Below are 15,505 nucleotides of genomic sequence, written 5' to 3' on the forward strand. Positions count from 1 at the left end.
GGGGTACTTTTCCGGGTTCTGATGGGGTGGCCGCGACGGACCCAAGCCCCGCATCGAGCGCGTTGTGCAGATGCACATGCGTCGCATGCGCCGCCAGCGCGGCGATTGCGAGGCTGGTGTGATCGACGGGCCTAGCGGGTCGCGGAGCCGCTGGCGCGACGGTACTCATGTGGCGGTTACTTTCCAAGAGCGCGCCGCCAGCGTCCGCGTCCCCTCCGCCGACGCTGCAGTGGCGTCATCACGCGGAGCGAGCCGTCTGGCCGTAAATACCTCGAATTCCGTATCACGATTTCGTGCGGTCTGCCTTTCGAACGAGGAGCCAGGCCCCGGGAATCAGTAGCGCGGCGGCGGCGGCCTTGATGAGGCCGGGGACGATGAAGGGCCATACGCCCGCGTCCAGGACGCCGGACAGCGTGATGTCCACTCCCATGACGTTGGACAGAATCATCGCCATGTACGGAACGCCGATGAGGAAGGGGACGATCGAGGCGAGACCGAAGCCGACGAACGCCAGCGCCGGATTGCGATCCCAAGCGCGTTCGGCAAACCATCCCGCGATGAACGCGGCGGGGATGAAGCCGATGACGAACCCGAAGGACGGCATCAGCACGTAAGCAGGTCCCGCAACCGGTCCGGCGAAGACCGGCACCCCGGCGAGGCCCACCAGCATGTAGGTCGTGAGCGACGCGGCAGCGCGCTTGGCGCCGAGCGCTGCGCCTACCACGAGCACCCCGAGGGTCTGGCCCGAGATCGGCACCGGGCCGATGAAAAACGATACTTTGGCGAGGAGCGCGACGAGAGCCACCCCCGCGAGCACCAGGCCGGCATCCACTGCGAAGGCGTAGGAGCGGCTTGCGGGACGGGCGATGAGATCTGCGAGGACGGCACCGTGCGGGCGGGACGTGATAGCGATCGTTGACATAGGTGAACTCCTGATCAGTTGACGGACGAAGAAGTCGAAGGGGCAGGCTGCTCTCGGGCTGCCATCAGGTTTGCGACGAACGCCGTGTTGAACTGCCCACTGCGGAATCCTTCGCTTCCGAGAATCTCCTGGTGGAATGCGACCGTTGTGGCGACGCCGTCGAGCTGCAGTTCACGCAGAGCGCGCTGCGTCCGCGCGATGGCCTCATTGCGATCGGAGCCCCAGCAGATGAGCTTTCCGATCATCGAGTCGTAGAACGGTGGGATCGCGTAGCCGGTTTCGACGTGGGTGTCGATACGCACGCCGAAGCCGCCCGGAGCACGGAACCGCGTGATGACTCCGGGATTGGGCGCGAAGCCGCGTTCCGGGTCCTCTGCGTTGAGGCGGCACTCGATGGCGTGACCCGTAAGCACGATGTCGTCTTGGGTCAGTGTGAGCGGCTCACCGCCGGCGATGCGCAGCTGCGCCTTGATTAAGTCGATGCCGGTGACCATCTCGGTGACGGGATGCTCGACCTGGATCCGGGTGTTCATCTCGATGAAGTAGAAGGCGCGGGTGATGTTGTCGAAGACGAACTCGACCGTTCCTGCGTTCGTGTATCCGACCTCGCGGCAGAGCGCGACGGCGGCTCCCGTGACTGCCGCACGCAACTGCTCATCGAGGACCGGCGAGGGGGATTCCTCGATGAGCTTCTGGTTGCGGCGCTGCGCGGTGCAGTCGCGCTCCCCCAGATGAAGGACCGTGTCGCCGTCCGAGATGACCTGCACCTCGATGTGGCGAATGTCGGTGAGATACCGCTCGATGTAGACGGAAGGGTCACCGAAGGCCACTTCGGCTTCCGACATGATCTCTGACAGATCACGTTCGAGGGTGTCGATGCTCGCCACCACCCTCATGCCGCGTCCACCGCCTCCCGCTGCCGCTTTGATGAGAAGGGGGAAGCCCACCTCACGCGCCACGTCAACAGCCTCGGCGAATTCCGCAACCGCTCCCAGCGACCCCGGCACCGTCGGTACGCCCGCGCGGCGCGCGATCTCCTTGGCCTCGATCTTGTCGCCCATACGTCGGATGATTTCGGAGGACGGTCCGACGAACCCGACGCCTTCCCGCTCGCACAGAGCTGCGAAGTCGGCGTTCTCGGAGAGGAAGCCGTAGCCCGGATGAATCGCGTCGACCTTCAACGCCAGCGCAGCACCCACGATCGCTTCGGCGTTCCGGTAGCTCAGGTTCACCTGGGCTGGACCGATGCACACCGCCTTGTCGGCGAGCTTCACCGGCAGCGAGTCGGCATCGCCCTCGGAGTACACCAGCACGCTTCGGATACCCAGTTCCTGACATGCACGGATGATTCGCAGTGCGATCTCACCGCGGTTCGCGATGAGAACGCTAGAGAGTCCCTCAGCCATCGGTGCGGATGACGATGAGCGGCTGACCATACTCAACGGTCTCGTTGTTCTGAGCGAGGATGCTGGTGACCATACCCGCGACCGGCGCCTCCACGTTGTTCATGAGCTTCATGACCTCGACGATGCACAGAACAGCGCCGACCTCGACGCGCGCGCCGACCTCCACGAAGTTCGCAGCCCCGGGCTTCGGCGCCGAGTAGAACGTCCCGAGCATTGGGGCCTTGACCATCACATCGCCGTCAGCGATCCCGCCCCCCGCAACCGGCGCTACCGGGCCGGGTGCCGCGGGTGTGACGGCGACCGGATCCGCTGCAGCCGCAGGTAACGGAGCTGCCAGCGGCGCCTGCACTGCGACGTTCGGCGTCGCACCCGCAGGCTGCGCAACAGGGGCGTGGTTCCGTGAAATGAACAGCTCCACGTCCCCGTACTTGAGTGAAAGCTCGCGAACGTCGTCGCTGAGATGCACCCAGTCCACGATCGCCTTGAGCTCCTTGATATCAGGGGGGTTAAGCGGCATCGTCTGCTCCCTTGTCGATGGTGATGCGAATGTCTCCGGCATTGAGTGTGCGGCGGCCCGTGCCGCCTGCGGCGCCGGCGAGTGACTTGATCAGGTCGAGGATCGGACGCTGCACCTCGTCGGGGTTCCCCCCGGCTGCCACCGTGGCCCTCATCTCGTCCACCTGTGATCCGGCAAACATTGCTCGCAGGAGAAGCGTGTCGATGTCCTCGTCCGGGTGCTGTCCGATGAGATCGTCGAGCATGGGAGGGATGACGGTGGGCGGCACGAGCGCGATGTTGGCCGATCCGTTGCGGATGATTTTCTCCAGGACGCTCGGCTCGATGTCCGCGAGTAGCTTGCCGAAATAGCCGAGGGCGTACTTCTTGATCTCGTTGGGCACAACGGAGTATCGATCTCCGGTCATCACATTCATGACGGCTTGAACCCCGACGAACTGTGCGAACGGAGTGATCATGATTGGATAGGCGAGCTCACTCCGGACTCGAGCCACCTCTACGAGCAGGTCGTCGTACCGATCGGAGAGTCCCGCGGTCTCGAGCTGCGACCGGAAGTTCGCGAGCATCCCTCCGGGTATCTGATGCATGTAGTGGATTCCGTTGTATTCGACGGGAGCGCCGACCGGTTTGTCTTCAGTCTCCGCAATATCGAGGAGCTGCTCGCTGATCGTGTTCACTCGGTCAGTATCGACATCCACCTGGTAGCCCAGTGCGCGCAGATCGCGGACGAGGGTTTGGGTGGACGGTTGTGCGTTGCCGGTGGCCAGCGGCCAGATTGAGGTGTGGATCTGGTCTGCGCCAAGCTCGACCGCCTCGAGGTATACGAGCGGCGCCAGCCCAGTGAGAGAGTGCGTGTGGATTTCGAGGACTCGATCACCCACCACTTCCTTCAGCGCCGGAACGAGCGTGCGAATGCGATCCGGCGTGAGCAGCCCCGCGGCGTCCTTGAGCATGATCGCATCGACGTCCGCCTTCTCAATGAGCTCCTTTGCCCTGCTGACATAGAGCTCATCGGTATGCACAGGGCTCTGAGAGAAGGACACTGCCCCGAACGTGGACGCACCGAGCTCCTTCGCCCGAACGAGGCCGGGGATGATGTTCGCCATGTCGTTGAGGCCGTCGAACGAGCCGATCACGCGGAAGCCATTCGCATACAGCCTCTCCACCCACGCCATGATGATGTCGTCTGGGAGGAAATCGAAGGCCGCGATATTGCGTGATCGGATCAACGCACGGAGCTTCGTATTCGGCATGTGCTCGTGCGCCAGCCGCACGCGCTCCCAAGGATCCTCCTTGAGATACCGAACGGCCACGTCGAACTGGATCGGCGCCACGAGGTCAACCTGCTCGAACCCCGCGCGGTCGTAGTTTTCCGCCATCGCGATGACGTGTTCGGTGCGCATGCGAGTCGCCCACAGGCTCTGGTGACCGTCGCGGAGCGAGGTCTCGACGATCTTGATCTCGCGGCGACTGTTGGCCGGGCGGCCACCCTCGCTCATTATCGAGGCGATCGACTCATCATTCGTCGGTGACATTGCAATCCCCTGCTGGCTCGAAACGATGTCCCGGTCGGAGGGGTGCTCGCCCGGCCGCCCCATAGAGTCCGGTACTTTTTGCGACGCACCCGCGGCACGACGTCTTGTTTACAATACGCGCGCCCTCAGCAAATGCAACTACAGTAGTTTGCGTGGACCGCAAGTTTGAGCCCGTGCAGAGCGTGCAACGCGCGCTGACCATCATCACCCTCGTGCTCGACGAGGGCTCAGTGAGTGTGAGCGAGGCGGCCTCCGCACTCAATGTCAATCCGTCGACGGCATACCGATTGCTGGGCACACTCGCGCTCCAGGGTTTTGTGCTGCGAGGCGACCAGAAGCGATACTCCGTTGGCCCCGTGCTCCGATTCGACCACGCCGCGTTCCCTCAGCCTTCGCTCGCGATGAGGCTACGGCCCGCCCTAGAGCAGCTGTATGAGCGCACCGGTGAGACTGTGCACATCGCGACACTCGCGGGCACGCAGATCCAGCACCTCGATGGCATCGAGGCGACCTCGCACTCACTGCGGTTCGGGCTCAGGGTGGGCGTCTGGCTCCCCGCACACCGGACGTCGGCCGGCAAGGTCCTCCTCGCGGAGCTTCCGGACGCCGAGATTAATGCGCGATACAAGATGGCGATGGCCAGCCCACGTGGACGCCGCATCGACGTCGACCTGGCGTCACTGCACGAGCAGATCGATGACGTACGCGACACGAGGATCGGATGGAATTTCGAGGAGAGCGAGCCGGGAATCGCCGCCATGGCGATCGCCACAGGCGACCTGGGCGGGCAACGGGCGGCCATCAGTATCTCGCTGCCCATCGCAAGGTTCACACACGACAAAGGCCGACTCTGGGCTGCGGAGCTTATCCGCCTTGTCGACGAGCTGAGAAGCTCATCGTCACCCTCGGTTGCTGTGGAAACCGTGCCTTCAGCCGTTGACCATTGATGTTTTCGACGGCGTAGCGCCCAACGGCGTCGAAGAATCTACGATCATCTCGTCGACGTCTCGGCACCTATGACAGCCCTACGCCGACAACAGCCCTACGCCGACATTCACATAGTGGCGCCGAGACCCGTGGGGCGCCAGGCTGTCGTGGGTGAGGAGCATTCCAGCAGAAGGCGCAACGGCCTCTTTGTGGCGCCTCGAGCTGCTCCTGAGTCTTCTTGCGGTCAACACGACTTCATCGGATTGGGCGGGCCAGCGGCGAGCAATGCAGCTCGTCATCGAGCGGATGCTGGGTGAAGCGCCCGACCTGAAGGTCGAGCGGTCCACACCATCGGGATTGCCCTGGGCGATCATCTCCACACCAGGGCTTGGGCGCCGCCTCGCATTCGTCTGCCACATCGACACCGTGCCGACCGGTGACCTGGCACTGTGGTCGGTCCAGCCGCACCGCCCTGAGGTTCGAGACGGTCGGATCTACGGGCGTGGCGCGACCGACATGAAGGGTGGACTCGTCGCGGCCGCAGCCGCCTTGCTCGAGGCCGCGGCGATCGGCGTTCCCTGTTCGCTCGTGCTCACGAGCGACGAGGAGATCGGCTCTCTCGGCGCCGGTACTGTTGCGCCGATGTTGCAGGGCCGCGGTATCGCAGCCGTCATTGTTCCCGAACCGACCGACAACGTTGTCGTCGCCGGGCACCGCGGAGTGCTGTGGCTGCGCATCTCGGCACGCGGCATAGCTGCGCACGGGAGCATGCCATCGCTCGGTCGGAACGCCATAACAACACTCATGCGCGTCCTATCCCGCGCTGAGGCGGAGCTGCCCCTTCGCGAAACGGTCGCATTCGGGCGCGAAACGGTCGCATTCGGGCGCGAAACGATGAACATCGGCGTCGTAGCGGGTGGCGAAGCGGCGAACGTCGTGCCCGCTGAAGCGCACGCCATCGTCGATATACGCACCATCGAGCCAGACAACTCGCAACTGCATGCCTGGTGGTCGGGCCAGCCCGAAGTCGACGAGGTGGAAACACTCCTGGACTTATCGCCTATCCCTTGGTCCGGCGACGATCCGTGGGTGAGCGCCTTGCCTGGACCACACCAAGCGCGGCCCGCTCCCTACTTCACCGACGGATCCGCACTCGCTCCCGCGTTGTCCGGAGTCCCGACCGTGATCTGGGGTCCTGGCAGAGCCGAGCAAATGCACGCCGCGGACGAGTATGTTCTCCGCGACTCGATCGAGGGCGCCTTCCACCTGTACGAACAGACCATTCGGCGCTGGGACTCGCGCAGTTAGAAGGAGTGACGGCACCTTCAGTCGCATCTCAATTCGAAAGGTGACTTCTAGCGCGATCGTGAACGTCGCGAATCTGCGCAACCCTTGCACGAACCGGACCGTTTGACAAAAGTGACCAATAACGTCAGTATTGACGATGGTGCGATCCGCAACGGTGGCGCCGCCCGCCCCCTGGTGTCGACGAAGAGCCGGTGACGAATGAGGGTGCCGCGTTCACGGTTGCGGCGGTTCACGCGGCGAGATGCCGTAGCGACAGGAGGAACGCTTGAATAACACACGCAGAGGTCCGCTGACCGGGATTCGAGTCGTCGAGTACGGCGTCTGGCATGCCGGCCCCGGAGCGGGCGCGATACTCGGCGACATGGGAGCCGACGTCGTAAAAATTGAGATGCCGGGCGGGGACCCTGAGCGCGCTAACGGCGGCGTCGGGCCGTTGGCGGGCAAGACGCCAGGCGACCCCGACGATTGGGGGATCCTGTTCGAATTCTCCAATCGGAACAAGCGTGACATTTCACTGGACATCACGACCGAGGGCGGCCGGACGGTGTTCGAGGACATCGTGCGCAGTGCCGATGTCTTCATCTCGAATCTGCGCGGTTCGACCAGACGAACGCTGGGCATTGATTATGAAGCCCTGAAGGAGATTGCTGCGGACATCGTGTATGTCAACGTGTCGGCGTTCGGCGACACAGGTCCACAGGCCAATGACGGAGGATTCGAGCCCGTCGGTCAAGCGATGTCGGGAATGATGTACCTGGCCGGCGCCGCGGAGCCGAAGCTACTCACGGTGCTGGTCCTCGACCAGATGACGGCGATCACCGCCAGCTACGCAGCGCTCGCGGCTCTCATTGAACGCGGTCAGACCGGGGAGGGCCAAGAGGTCGTCACCTCCCTGCTGGGCTCGGCGATGTGGCTGACCGGCATGAACCTCTTCGCTACGAGCGTATCCAACGAATCACTGGACGTGAAATGGGATCGGATGGCGGCGTCGGCGACGCGGACGTCGTACGAGTGTCGCGACGGAAAATGGATCATCGGAAGCCACTATCCGCCGGACAAGTTCTGGCCGATCCTCTGCCGAGTCCTCGATCGCGAGGACCTCCTCGAGGATCCACGCTTCACGACAAATCAGATGCGCATAGAGAACAATGACGAACTCATGCCGATGCTTGACACCGTCTTTCGCGAACGTGATCGCGAAGAGTGGCTGAAGCTACTTTCCGAGGCTGGGCTGCTGTTCGCACCGGTGTACAGCATGCTCGACGCGGTCAATTCCGAGCAGGCCGCGCTCAACGGTTACATGCAGCCGATCCACCACCGTCGCCTCGGCGATGTGCGCGTCCCTGGATTTCCCATCCGTTTCGGCGGGCGGACAGTCGGGCCGGTGCTCCCGTCACCCGAGATCGGAGAGCACACGATCGAAATTCTCGGGGAGCTCGGCTACGACGACGTGCGTATCGCGAAGCTCGTGGGAGATGGCTCAGTCTTGCAAGGTGCGGGAACGTGGGTCGCCGAAACGCCCCACGCGGACTCGTCTCCCCTACGACGGTGACGGCACCCGAGCGGGAGGAACGTGATGCTCGCGGCAGTCGCTGTTTCCCAGCATCCGGATGATCCTCTTGCTGGCCTCGCTCTTCGGGACGTGCCCGTCCCAGAAGTCGAGGAAGGCTGGACGCGAGTGCGCATGCGCGCTGCGTCTCTGAACCCGCACGACCTTTGGTCGCTCAAGGGCGTCGGGCATCCGCCCGAGCGGATCCCCATGATCCTCGGCTGCGACGGCGCCGGAGTGACCGACGACGGCCGTGAGGTGATCCTCTACTCCGTGGTGGCGGACACCGATCGAGGGCGGGGCGATGAGACCTTCGACCCCGATCGCGCGGTGCTATCAGAGACGCTGGATGGAACCCTCGCGGAATTCATCGTCGTGCCCTCCCGCAACCTCCTTCCGAAGCCTGAATGGCTCACCTTCATCGAAGCTGCGACGCTGGGCGCCGTCTGGGGCACGGCTTATCGGATGCTGTTCACCCGCGCCGGGATCCGTCCAGGGGACAGCGTGCTGGTGCAGGGCGCCAACGGAGGAGTCGCCAGCGCGGCGATCCGACTCGCCTCAGCGGCGGGCGCTCGCGTGTTCGCGACCGCCAGGTCGGAGCCGAAGCGTCGATATGCGCTCGAGCAGGGTGCGTATATGTCGCTCGAATCGGGAGCGCGTTTGCCGGAAAGAGTCGACGTGGTCATCGAGACGGTCGGCGAGGCGACCTGGGCTCATTCGCTGCGGGCCGTTCGCCCCGGCGGCACGATCGTCATCGCCGGCGCTACCAGCGGAGAGATGCCTAAAGCAGAGCTGCGACGCATCTTCTATAAACAGCTGTCGGTGATCGGTTCCACGATGTGCACACGCGCAGAATTCGAGTCATTGATTCGGATGCTGCACATCACAGGCATCCGCCCCTCGATCGATTCCGTCATCCGGTTCGATCAGGTCCCTGCAGGGTACAAGCGGATCCTCAACGGTGATGTGCGCGGAAAAATCGTGGTCGACTTCGAGAAGGTCGACTGAGACAACCGAACCCGGTGAGGGTCTGTCGGCAACTTTCTGGGTGAGGGCGTCGGCGTGATCGGTTCGGCTTCGGCTGACCGGGAAGATGAATCACGTCATGAACCCCGAATTGGAGACAGCTGAGCAATCCGAGATCGTCGATCTGCGAACCGGGGAGATCCTCCCCGCGCCTGCCCGACGTCACCGCCGTCACCGAGCAGCTAGCCGCCGCGCGTAGTCAGGGGATCGATCTGATGTGCCCGAACGGGCTGCTGACGGGCTTGCCGAGCCAGGTGCTGCAGTCTGCGTTGGAGGAGGAGCTCACCGAGCATCTCGGCTACGTAGCGGGCGACCGCGCCGGCAAGCAGTCGGTCAACTCAGGAACGGATCGACACCGAAGAAGATAAGGACCGAGATCGGCGATCTGCCGTTCATGTCCCGAGGGAGCCGGCGGGGACGTTCGCGCCGATCGTGGCACCGAAACATCAACGCCGGATCGCGGGGGTTCGATGAGGCGGTGATCTCGCTGTTTGCGAGGGGCATGACCCTCTCGGCACGCGCCGCGCAAGGTCCAACCCTGCGCTATCAGTTCCAGGAGGCGACGACGCATCTCCGTCATCGGCCGACGACCCGGCTCCTCTGGAACGCGACGAGAAGACATACCAGAACACCTTTCTGATCGTTCTCGTTGCGACGATCACTGGAAACCACCCGGTCGTTCTGGCCTGGTTCTCAACCAGCGCCGACACACGGAAAGTCCGTCAGCTGGACGTCGTACACCCAGTGGCGCTGATTGACGCGCTCGTGATCAAAGATCCGGGACGGGCAGGTCGCCAACCGATCCGTCCACGTCGCTGTCGGCGTCGATCTCGAGGGTCATCGTCACATTCTCGGACTGTGAATGGGACCGACCGGTGGAGAGGGCGCGAAGCAGCGGATGAACATGCTCACCGAGGTACGCAACCGCGGTATCGCCGATGTCTGCGTCGTCTGCTGCGACGGATTGAAGCGAGTGAACCGATGGTGGTAACCGTCTTCGTGACTGAAGCTACACCGATAGGCGCTGGTCTCCGCCGTGTGCCCTCTGCTCTGCCACCAGCGCCGCTGCGTAGGAAGCATCGGTGGGGTCTCGTGTCGAGGCAAGCCAGACGGGTGCGATTCGGGCATGTTCGCCGCCGACCGGAATGATTGTCTCGGTGTCATGGACGATAGTTCGGTCCAGAATGCGCCATTCGCCGTTGCGGCGCTCCACGATATCGATGTACCTGAGGATGATCATGTAATCCGCCGCAGGCTCATCGTCTGTCGGATACGTTCGGTGGTAGGCCAGAGTAGTCGACTCCATCCATCCGGAGTCGCCGTGCACCTCGACGAACTGGTTTGCGCAGACGTGTGTGGTGCATGCAAACCGGGGCAGTACTTCGGCACACCAGTGAACGAACTCCTCGACACCTCCTCGAAACTTTCTATGGTTGTCAATCGCGTCCGGATGATAGATGGAGCGGATGAGGTCCCAGTCCATACGGTCAAGCCCCCGACAGTAACGAATATGGAGTTCCTTGATGGCTGATACGTCGACCAAGCGCTGAAACTCCGGGTCCCTGGTGTTCGTGCTGCGCGACGCCGGCGTCATCGTGACCTCTCGAGAACTAGTGTGTGGATCCTAATTTTGGACGATTGCCGTCTACAAATCAACTAGAACTGTTGCCACTTACGAGGCAGGCGATGGTTGCCGGCGTCGCCGCGAGCGACGGCGATGCTGAGGGCTTGGGCTTATCAGACTTGCATGACCGCGCCCGGACGATACTGTCTGCGGTGATGCCAGGCCGCCTTGACGAGCAGGCGGCGGGCGTCGGTGTTTCCGGTCTTGGTGATCGAGCCGGCACCCGACTGTCCGAAGTAGCACTCGGACGGCACCAGCTCGAGGAACGCACAGCCCGAGAACTGAGTCGGATAGCGATCGGCGGCGCCTGCCGGCATCCCAACGCAGCGAAGTACTTCGATGATGAGCTCCGACACCTCGTCCCGAGACCAGCGGCGTCCGGTCTTGAGAGATCATTCCAGCGTCGTCGCAGATAGCAATGCTGCCGAGTCGCGTTTTCTTTCTCCACGTGAAGGTTCCCCGGCAAGGTATTCCAGTTGCGCCGACACGGAGATCTCAGCAGCGATACGGGCCGCTGGCGCGATCTGGGCGTAAACCCTGTCGGTAACAGCTGTGATGACGCGGGCTGTTCGACTGGGCGCCATTCCCAGTTCGCCCAAAGCCGCTGACACTTCGGCCAATCGCCGGGCGCGATGTAACTGATACTCCTCAACTATCAAGGTCAGGCTCGGCAGTGCATCGCCGTGAGCGGGCAGGACGCGGCGGGCATTCTTCAACTCGCGGAGCGTCTGCAGCGAACGAAGGTAGTCGCGAAGTGCACCTTCAGGCTGCGCGAGCACCGTCGTCCCGCGGCCAAGGATCGTGTCCCCGGTCAGGATAGATCCAGATCGATCGCTGGAATCCAGCGCGCCGTCGTCGGGAAGTTGAAAGCAGACGGAGTCAGCGGTGTGCCCTGGAGTTGCAATCACCGTCAGGCGGGTGCCACCGGCGTTGATCTGCTCGCCGTGCTTGAGAGGCGAACCGCCTGTGCAGAGCGATGGCTCGGATGCGCGCACCGGCGCCCGGAGGCGATTGCTCAGCGTCGCCGCTGACTCTGCGTGGTCGAGGTGATGGTGGGTGAGCACGATGAGATCGAACGGCCCGAACGTCTCGATCCGATCGAGGTGATGAGCGACCTCCGGTCCAGGGTCGACCAGCACGGCGCGCCGCGAACCGGGTTCCCTGATGATGAACGTATTCGTGCCATCCAGCGTCATCGGCCCGGGGTTGGGAGCGAGGAGCCGAGTCGTCAGCCTGGTCCACTGATCGGAAGCGACCATGACGGATTGCCCGTTCAGACTAGAACGAGCGAGTGCACATTTTGGGATGTGCACAGTCCCTTCGCGTAGTCGTCGAACTGATCACACTCGTCGAGCAACCGGCGAGCGCCCACCGCGAGCTCCTCCGCGATGGGCCGGGGCCGGATCCCGCGTCCGTCAGGTTCAAACAAGCGCACTCCCAGACGAGCCTGCAGCGCCGACATTTGGCGGGACACCGCGGCAGGACTGTACCCGCAATTTCGGGACGCCTCGATGATGGAACCATGATCGAGCACAGCGATGAAGGTTCGCAGAACTGTGAGATGAATCACGTCGTCACTCCCTTTGCCAACACGATGGACTAATACGGCGGTCGTCAGCGCGCCGCGGCCGCCTTCCCGCGCCGCTCACCTATGAGCCTCGAGCGCGGGATCGCCACCGGCGGCGTCGTGCGACTCAATCGGACGCCGTCATCGAATTACATAGACGACAATCGTCTGTAATTAGACTACCGTATCCTCCGGCATGTGGACAGGGAAATTCTCCAGTGACGGGAAGGGTTGCTCTTCTGTACGAATTGCGTCAGTATTAGGTTCCGCAGCGACAACGGTCGCCTCCGACGCCACATGAGTGAGATTAGAGGGCGGCAATCAATATCCGACTGGCTGGCACGGTGCTGGCCCCGCCCGGGCCAAGGCACGGGTGCCTAGTCACTCAACATTGGAGTTGATGATGTCGAACGTATACGACCTGTATTGGCAGCTCGTGGAGGCCATTCAGAAGGGTGACAACGAAAAGACGCGGTCACTGCTCGCGCCAGATTTCGTGCTGCATCAGGACCCGGGCATGCCTTACGGCGGAACCTACGAGGGGCCTGACGCTTTCATGGACCACATCGCCCACATCTTCGGCACTGCATGGGGCGGCACGAACTTCACACCGGAGTTCCAGCTCGTCGACGACGAAAACCAGCGCATCAACACGGTTGTGCACCTTGAGGGCAACATCGGCCCGAACAAGACACACGTCGAAACCTGGGTCAACGAGATCTGGGAATTCCGCGACGGCAAGGCGGTCAAAGAGCGCAACTGGTACTGGAACACTCCTGCCATCACTCGCGCACTCGCCGGCGAGGACTGACCGGCGAGAAGTCTCGCTCCGCAGTCGGACAGGGGGCTGGAACACGCGTGCGTCAGGCGTGTTCCAGCCCTTTCATAGAGGAGTGATTCGCTTGAGCGATTCTGAACAGATCACACGCCTGATCTACCTATACGGTCACGTCATCGATGACAAGGAATGGGACCGTTTGGACGAAATCTTCACCGACGATGGCGAGTTTGAGATCGAGGGGACGGATCATCATGTGTCCGGTCTCGCGGCGATCGACCGGTTCATGCGGGGCATCGTGCACCCTCTGGCTCATTTCAGCACCAATGTCATCGTCGATCACGATGAAGGCAGCGACACCGCCAGAGCGAGAGTCAAACTGTTCGCTCCGCGCGCCAACGGCACCTGCGCGATAGCCACCTACCACGACGACATCGCACGGACCGAGAACGGGTGGCGCTTTCGGCGCCGCCTGGTGAAGGTGACCGAACTGCAGTGGCGGTCCGCGCCGCTGGGCTCGTCCTAGCCCCCATCGACACCGGCGCAAGAAGCACTCCGGCGCCGTGTAGAGGGTTGTGGCCGCATAGAACACACACACCGCCCGTGCCCGGAGAAGGGGAACGGGCGGTCTTTCCTGGGTCGGCGCGGGTGTATTCAGATGTGGCGGCTAAGTCCCCCGTCGATGGAAATAGCCTGGCCGGTGATGTATGAGGAGCGCGCTGATGCGAGGAACGCAATCAGGTCTGCCGCCTCCTCCTTGAAACCGAAGCGACCCAGCGGTAGGTCGCTCTTCTTGATGAAGGCATTGCGCGACTCGTCATCTGGGAACATCTTCGAGAGCTGCTCACTCTCGATACGGCCTGGCGACACACAGTTGACCGTGACGCTGTGCGGCCCGAGGTAACGCGCATAGCCTTTCGACCAGAGATGCAGCGCCGCCAGCGCCGACATTGCCGCTGATCGCCCAGAGGGCTCCAGAGCGACGGCCATGTTGATGACACGACCCTGCGGGCTGGCGATGAGCAGATCCTCGAACGCCTCCGCCATCCAACGCTTTTGATGGAAGTTGAACACGAACTGCTGCTGCCATACCTCTTCGGTGAGCACTGTGCCGAGCGGTTCCGCACCTCCTGCGTTGTTCACCAGGATGTCTAGGCCACCGAAGGCTTCCTCGACCTGCGCGCGTACTCGCCCTGGGGTCGCCGCATCCGTAACGTCAGCGGGAATCAGTAGCGGCTCTTCGCCGCCGGCCGCCACGATCTCCGCGCCAAGCTTGTCCAGTTCCTCAGAGCGTCGTCCGACGAGGGCGAGCCGCACACCTTCAGCCGCGAGCACCCCCGCGGTCGTCCGGCCGATACCCGCGGTTGCGCCGGTGATGACGGCAACTCTTCCTGCGATTTCGAGATCCATTGCGCTTCTTCTTTCGTCGATCGTCAGACGGCGGCCGGGATTGCGACAGAGGCGGTCGCCGTCTTGGCAGCGATACTCCGCATCGTCTTGGCGAGGTCGACCAGGGCAGCAAGCTTGTCGGACGTGCTCATCGCGCGCCCGAGATCGGGACGCCACGGGCAGCTCACAATGACGTGATCTACACCCACCTGGACCAACTCAACGATGGCGGACTCGTTCGGCAATTTGAGCATCGCGCAGAACTGGAACGGGCGGTCGTCCCGGCCGTTTGCCTTGCGCAACTCGGAGATCGTGCGCACCTGCTCGCGAACCAACTCGGGCTTGGGCGCACAGATCCACCCGTCGCCGCGATTAGCGGCACGGCGCATTGCGACGAGGGTGTGACCGCCGAAATACAGCGGCACCTCAGTCACGGGCCGCGGATTCGTTCCCATCGCCTGGAACGAGTAATGGTCGCCGTGGTGCGGTTCCTCCACGCCATGCCATGCCTTCTGCATGATGTCGAGGGCCTCGTCGAATCGCTTGCCGCGCCCGTCCCACGGCACGCCCAGCTCGTCGTACTCTTCCTTCATCCACCCAGTTCCGACACCGAACTCGAACCGATTGTTCGAGATGCCCACCAGCGTGGCGGCCGCATTGGCGGAGACTAGCGGGTGGCGAAGGTTGAGCAGGTAGAGCGAGGTCATGAAATGGAGCTTCTCGGTGGCTCCGGCGATCGCGCCCGCGGTGGTCCACAGGTTCAGCAGCGGCGCCTGGTGGTCTATCGACCGCGGACCGTCTGGCGTAGGTCGGTACGGGTAGTCGGATTCGATGTTGACCGGGTGCAGCACATGCTCACCCATGGCGATCCCATGAAACCCATGATCTTCGGCAGCACGCGCAATGTCGATCAGCTCGTGGGGGTCGGTGTAGCTGAGCGAGAGTGAGAACTTCATCG

At 63.0% G+C, this 15,505-nt stretch carries 16 protein-coding genes and 1 pseudogene; 7 read left to right on the forward strand and 10 right to left on the reverse strand.

Going from position 1 to position 15,505, the window contains the following annotated elements:
* Positions 1–283: 283 nt before the first annotated feature.
* From LG299_RS06755 to LG299_RS06770, 4 genes are read right to left on the reverse strand one after another with little or no spacing between them, the layout of a single operon-like run.
* Positions 284–922: a biotin transporter BioY gene (locus tag LG299_RS06755; protein WP_404434279.1), complete on the reverse strand. Its 639-nt coding sequence runs from the start codon at positions 920–922 to the stop codon at positions 284–286.
* 14 nt (positions 923–936) lie between these two features.
* Positions 937–2,328: an acetyl-CoA carboxylase biotin carboxylase subunit gene (gene accC, locus LG299_RS06760; RefSeq protein WP_404434280.1), complete on the reverse strand. Its 1,392-nt coding sequence runs from the start codon at positions 2,326–2,328 to the stop codon at positions 937–939.
* Positions 2,321–2,845 (reverse strand): acetyl-CoA carboxylase biotin carboxyl carrier protein, encoded by a 525-nt coding sequence (gene accB, locus LG299_RS06765; RefSeq protein WP_404434281.1) that lies wholly within the window; start codon positions 2,843–2,845, stop codon positions 2,321–2,323. Before accB ends, accC begins: the two co-directional genes overlap by 8 nt.
* Positions 2,835–4,379 carry a pyruvate carboxylase subunit B gene (locus tag LG299_RS06770; protein ID WP_404434283.1) on the reverse strand — a complete coding sequence of 515 codons (1,545 nt, stop codon included), beginning with the start codon at positions 4,377–4,379 and terminating at the stop codon, positions 2,835–2,837. Before LG299_RS06770 ends, accB begins: the two co-directional genes overlap by 11 nt.
* 152 nt (positions 4,380–4,531) lie before the next feature.
* On the opposite strand from LG299_RS06770, the gene LG299_RS06775 reads away from it, so the two are divergent.
* The 5 genes from LG299_RS06775 (at position 4,532) to LG299_RS06795 (ending at position 10,051) form a co-directional block, all read left to right on the forward strand.
* Entirely contained in the window at positions 4,532–5,326 is a 795-nt protein-coding gene (locus tag LG299_RS06775) for an IclR family transcriptional regulator (RefSeq protein ID WP_404434284.1), read from the forward strand.
* A gap of 151 nt (positions 5,327–5,477) precedes the next feature.
* Positions 5,478–6,614, forward strand: coding sequence for a M20 family metallopeptidase (locus LG299_RS06780; RefSeq protein WP_404434285.1), 1,137 nt, complete (start codon positions 5,478–5,480; stop codon positions 6,612–6,614).
* A 265-nt stretch (positions 6,615–6,879) separates the two neighbouring features.
* Positions 6,880–8,166 carry a CaiB/BaiF CoA transferase family protein gene (locus tag LG299_RS06785; protein WP_404434286.1) on the forward strand — a complete coding sequence of 429 codons (1,287 nt, stop codon included), beginning with the start codon at positions 6,880–6,882 and terminating at the stop codon, positions 8,164–8,166.
* Positions 8,167–8,190: 24 nt separating this feature from the next.
* Entirely contained in the window at positions 8,191–9,171 is a 981-nt protein-coding gene (locus LG299_RS06790) for a zinc-binding dehydrogenase (RefSeq protein WP_404434288.1), read from the forward strand.
* A gap of 793 nt (positions 9,172–9,964) precedes the next feature.
* On the forward strand, positions 9,965–10,051 hold the full coding sequence (locus LG299_RS06795; RefSeq protein WP_404434829.1) for a transposase: 87 nt from the start codon (positions 9,965–9,967) through the stop codon (positions 10,049–10,051).
* A 147-nt stretch (positions 10,052–10,198) separates the two neighbouring features.
* Here the strand turns inward: LG299_RS06795 and LG299_RS06800 are convergent, their stop codons facing one another.
* From LG299_RS06800 to LG299_RS06815, 4 genes and pseudogenes are all read right to left on the reverse strand, one after another.
* Positions 10,199–10,783 (reverse strand): nuclear transport factor 2 family protein, encoded by a 585-nt coding sequence (locus LG299_RS06800; protein ID WP_404434290.1) that lies wholly within the window; start codon positions 10,781–10,783, stop codon positions 10,199–10,201.
* Positions 10,784–10,962: 179 nt separating this feature from the next.
* Positions 10,963–11,076: pseudogene (locus LG299_RS06805) on the reverse strand (IS110 family transposase); the annotation flags it as partial.
* 129 nt (positions 11,077–11,205) lie between these two features.
* Positions 11,206–12,072: an MBL fold metallo-hydrolase gene (locus tag LG299_RS06810; protein ID WP_404434291.1), complete on the reverse strand. Its 867-nt coding sequence runs from the start codon at positions 12,070–12,072 to the stop codon at positions 11,206–11,208.
* Positions 12,073–12,086: 14 nt separating this feature from the next.
* Positions 12,087–12,383 (reverse strand): LysR family transcriptional regulator, encoded by a 297-nt coding sequence (locus tag LG299_RS06815; protein WP_404434292.1) that lies wholly within the window; start codon positions 12,381–12,383, stop codon positions 12,087–12,089.
* Positions 12,384–12,783: 400 nt separating this feature from the next.
* Here LG299_RS06815 and LG299_RS06820 point away from each other — a divergent pair, with 400 nt between their 5' ends.
* Together LG299_RS06820 and LG299_RS06825 are read left to right on the forward strand one after the other, a co-directional pair.
* Positions 12,784–13,191 carry a nuclear transport factor 2 family protein gene (locus tag LG299_RS06820; protein WP_404434294.1) on the forward strand — a complete coding sequence of 136 codons (408 nt, stop codon included), beginning with the start codon at positions 12,784–12,786 and terminating at the stop codon, positions 13,189–13,191.
* A gap of 58 nt (positions 13,192–13,249) precedes the next feature.
* On the forward strand, positions 13,250–13,684 hold the full coding sequence (locus LG299_RS06825; protein ID WP_404434296.1) for a nuclear transport factor 2 family protein: 435 nt from the start codon (positions 13,250–13,252) through the stop codon (positions 13,682–13,684).
* A 128-nt stretch (positions 13,685–13,812) separates the two neighbouring features.
* On the opposite strand, the gene LG299_RS06830 is transcribed toward LG299_RS06825, so the two are convergent.
* Entirely contained in the window at positions 13,813–14,568 is a 756-nt protein-coding gene (locus tag LG299_RS06830; RefSeq protein ID WP_404434298.1) for an SDR family NAD(P)-dependent oxidoreductase, read from the reverse strand.
* A 23-nt stretch (positions 14,569–14,591) separates the two neighbouring features.
* Positions 14,592–15,503, reverse strand: coding sequence for a TIGR03619 family F420-dependent LLM class oxidoreductase (locus LG299_RS06835; protein WP_404434299.1), 912 nt, complete (start codon positions 15,501–15,503; stop codon positions 14,592–14,594).
* Between the last annotated feature and the right edge of the window lie 2 nt (positions 15,504–15,505).

This window comes from Microbacterium lacus (genome assembly GCF_044794305.1).
In the GTDB taxonomy this organism is placed as follows: Bacteria; Actinomycetota; Actinomycetes; order Actinomycetales; family Microbacteriaceae; genus Microbacterium; species Microbacterium lacus_B.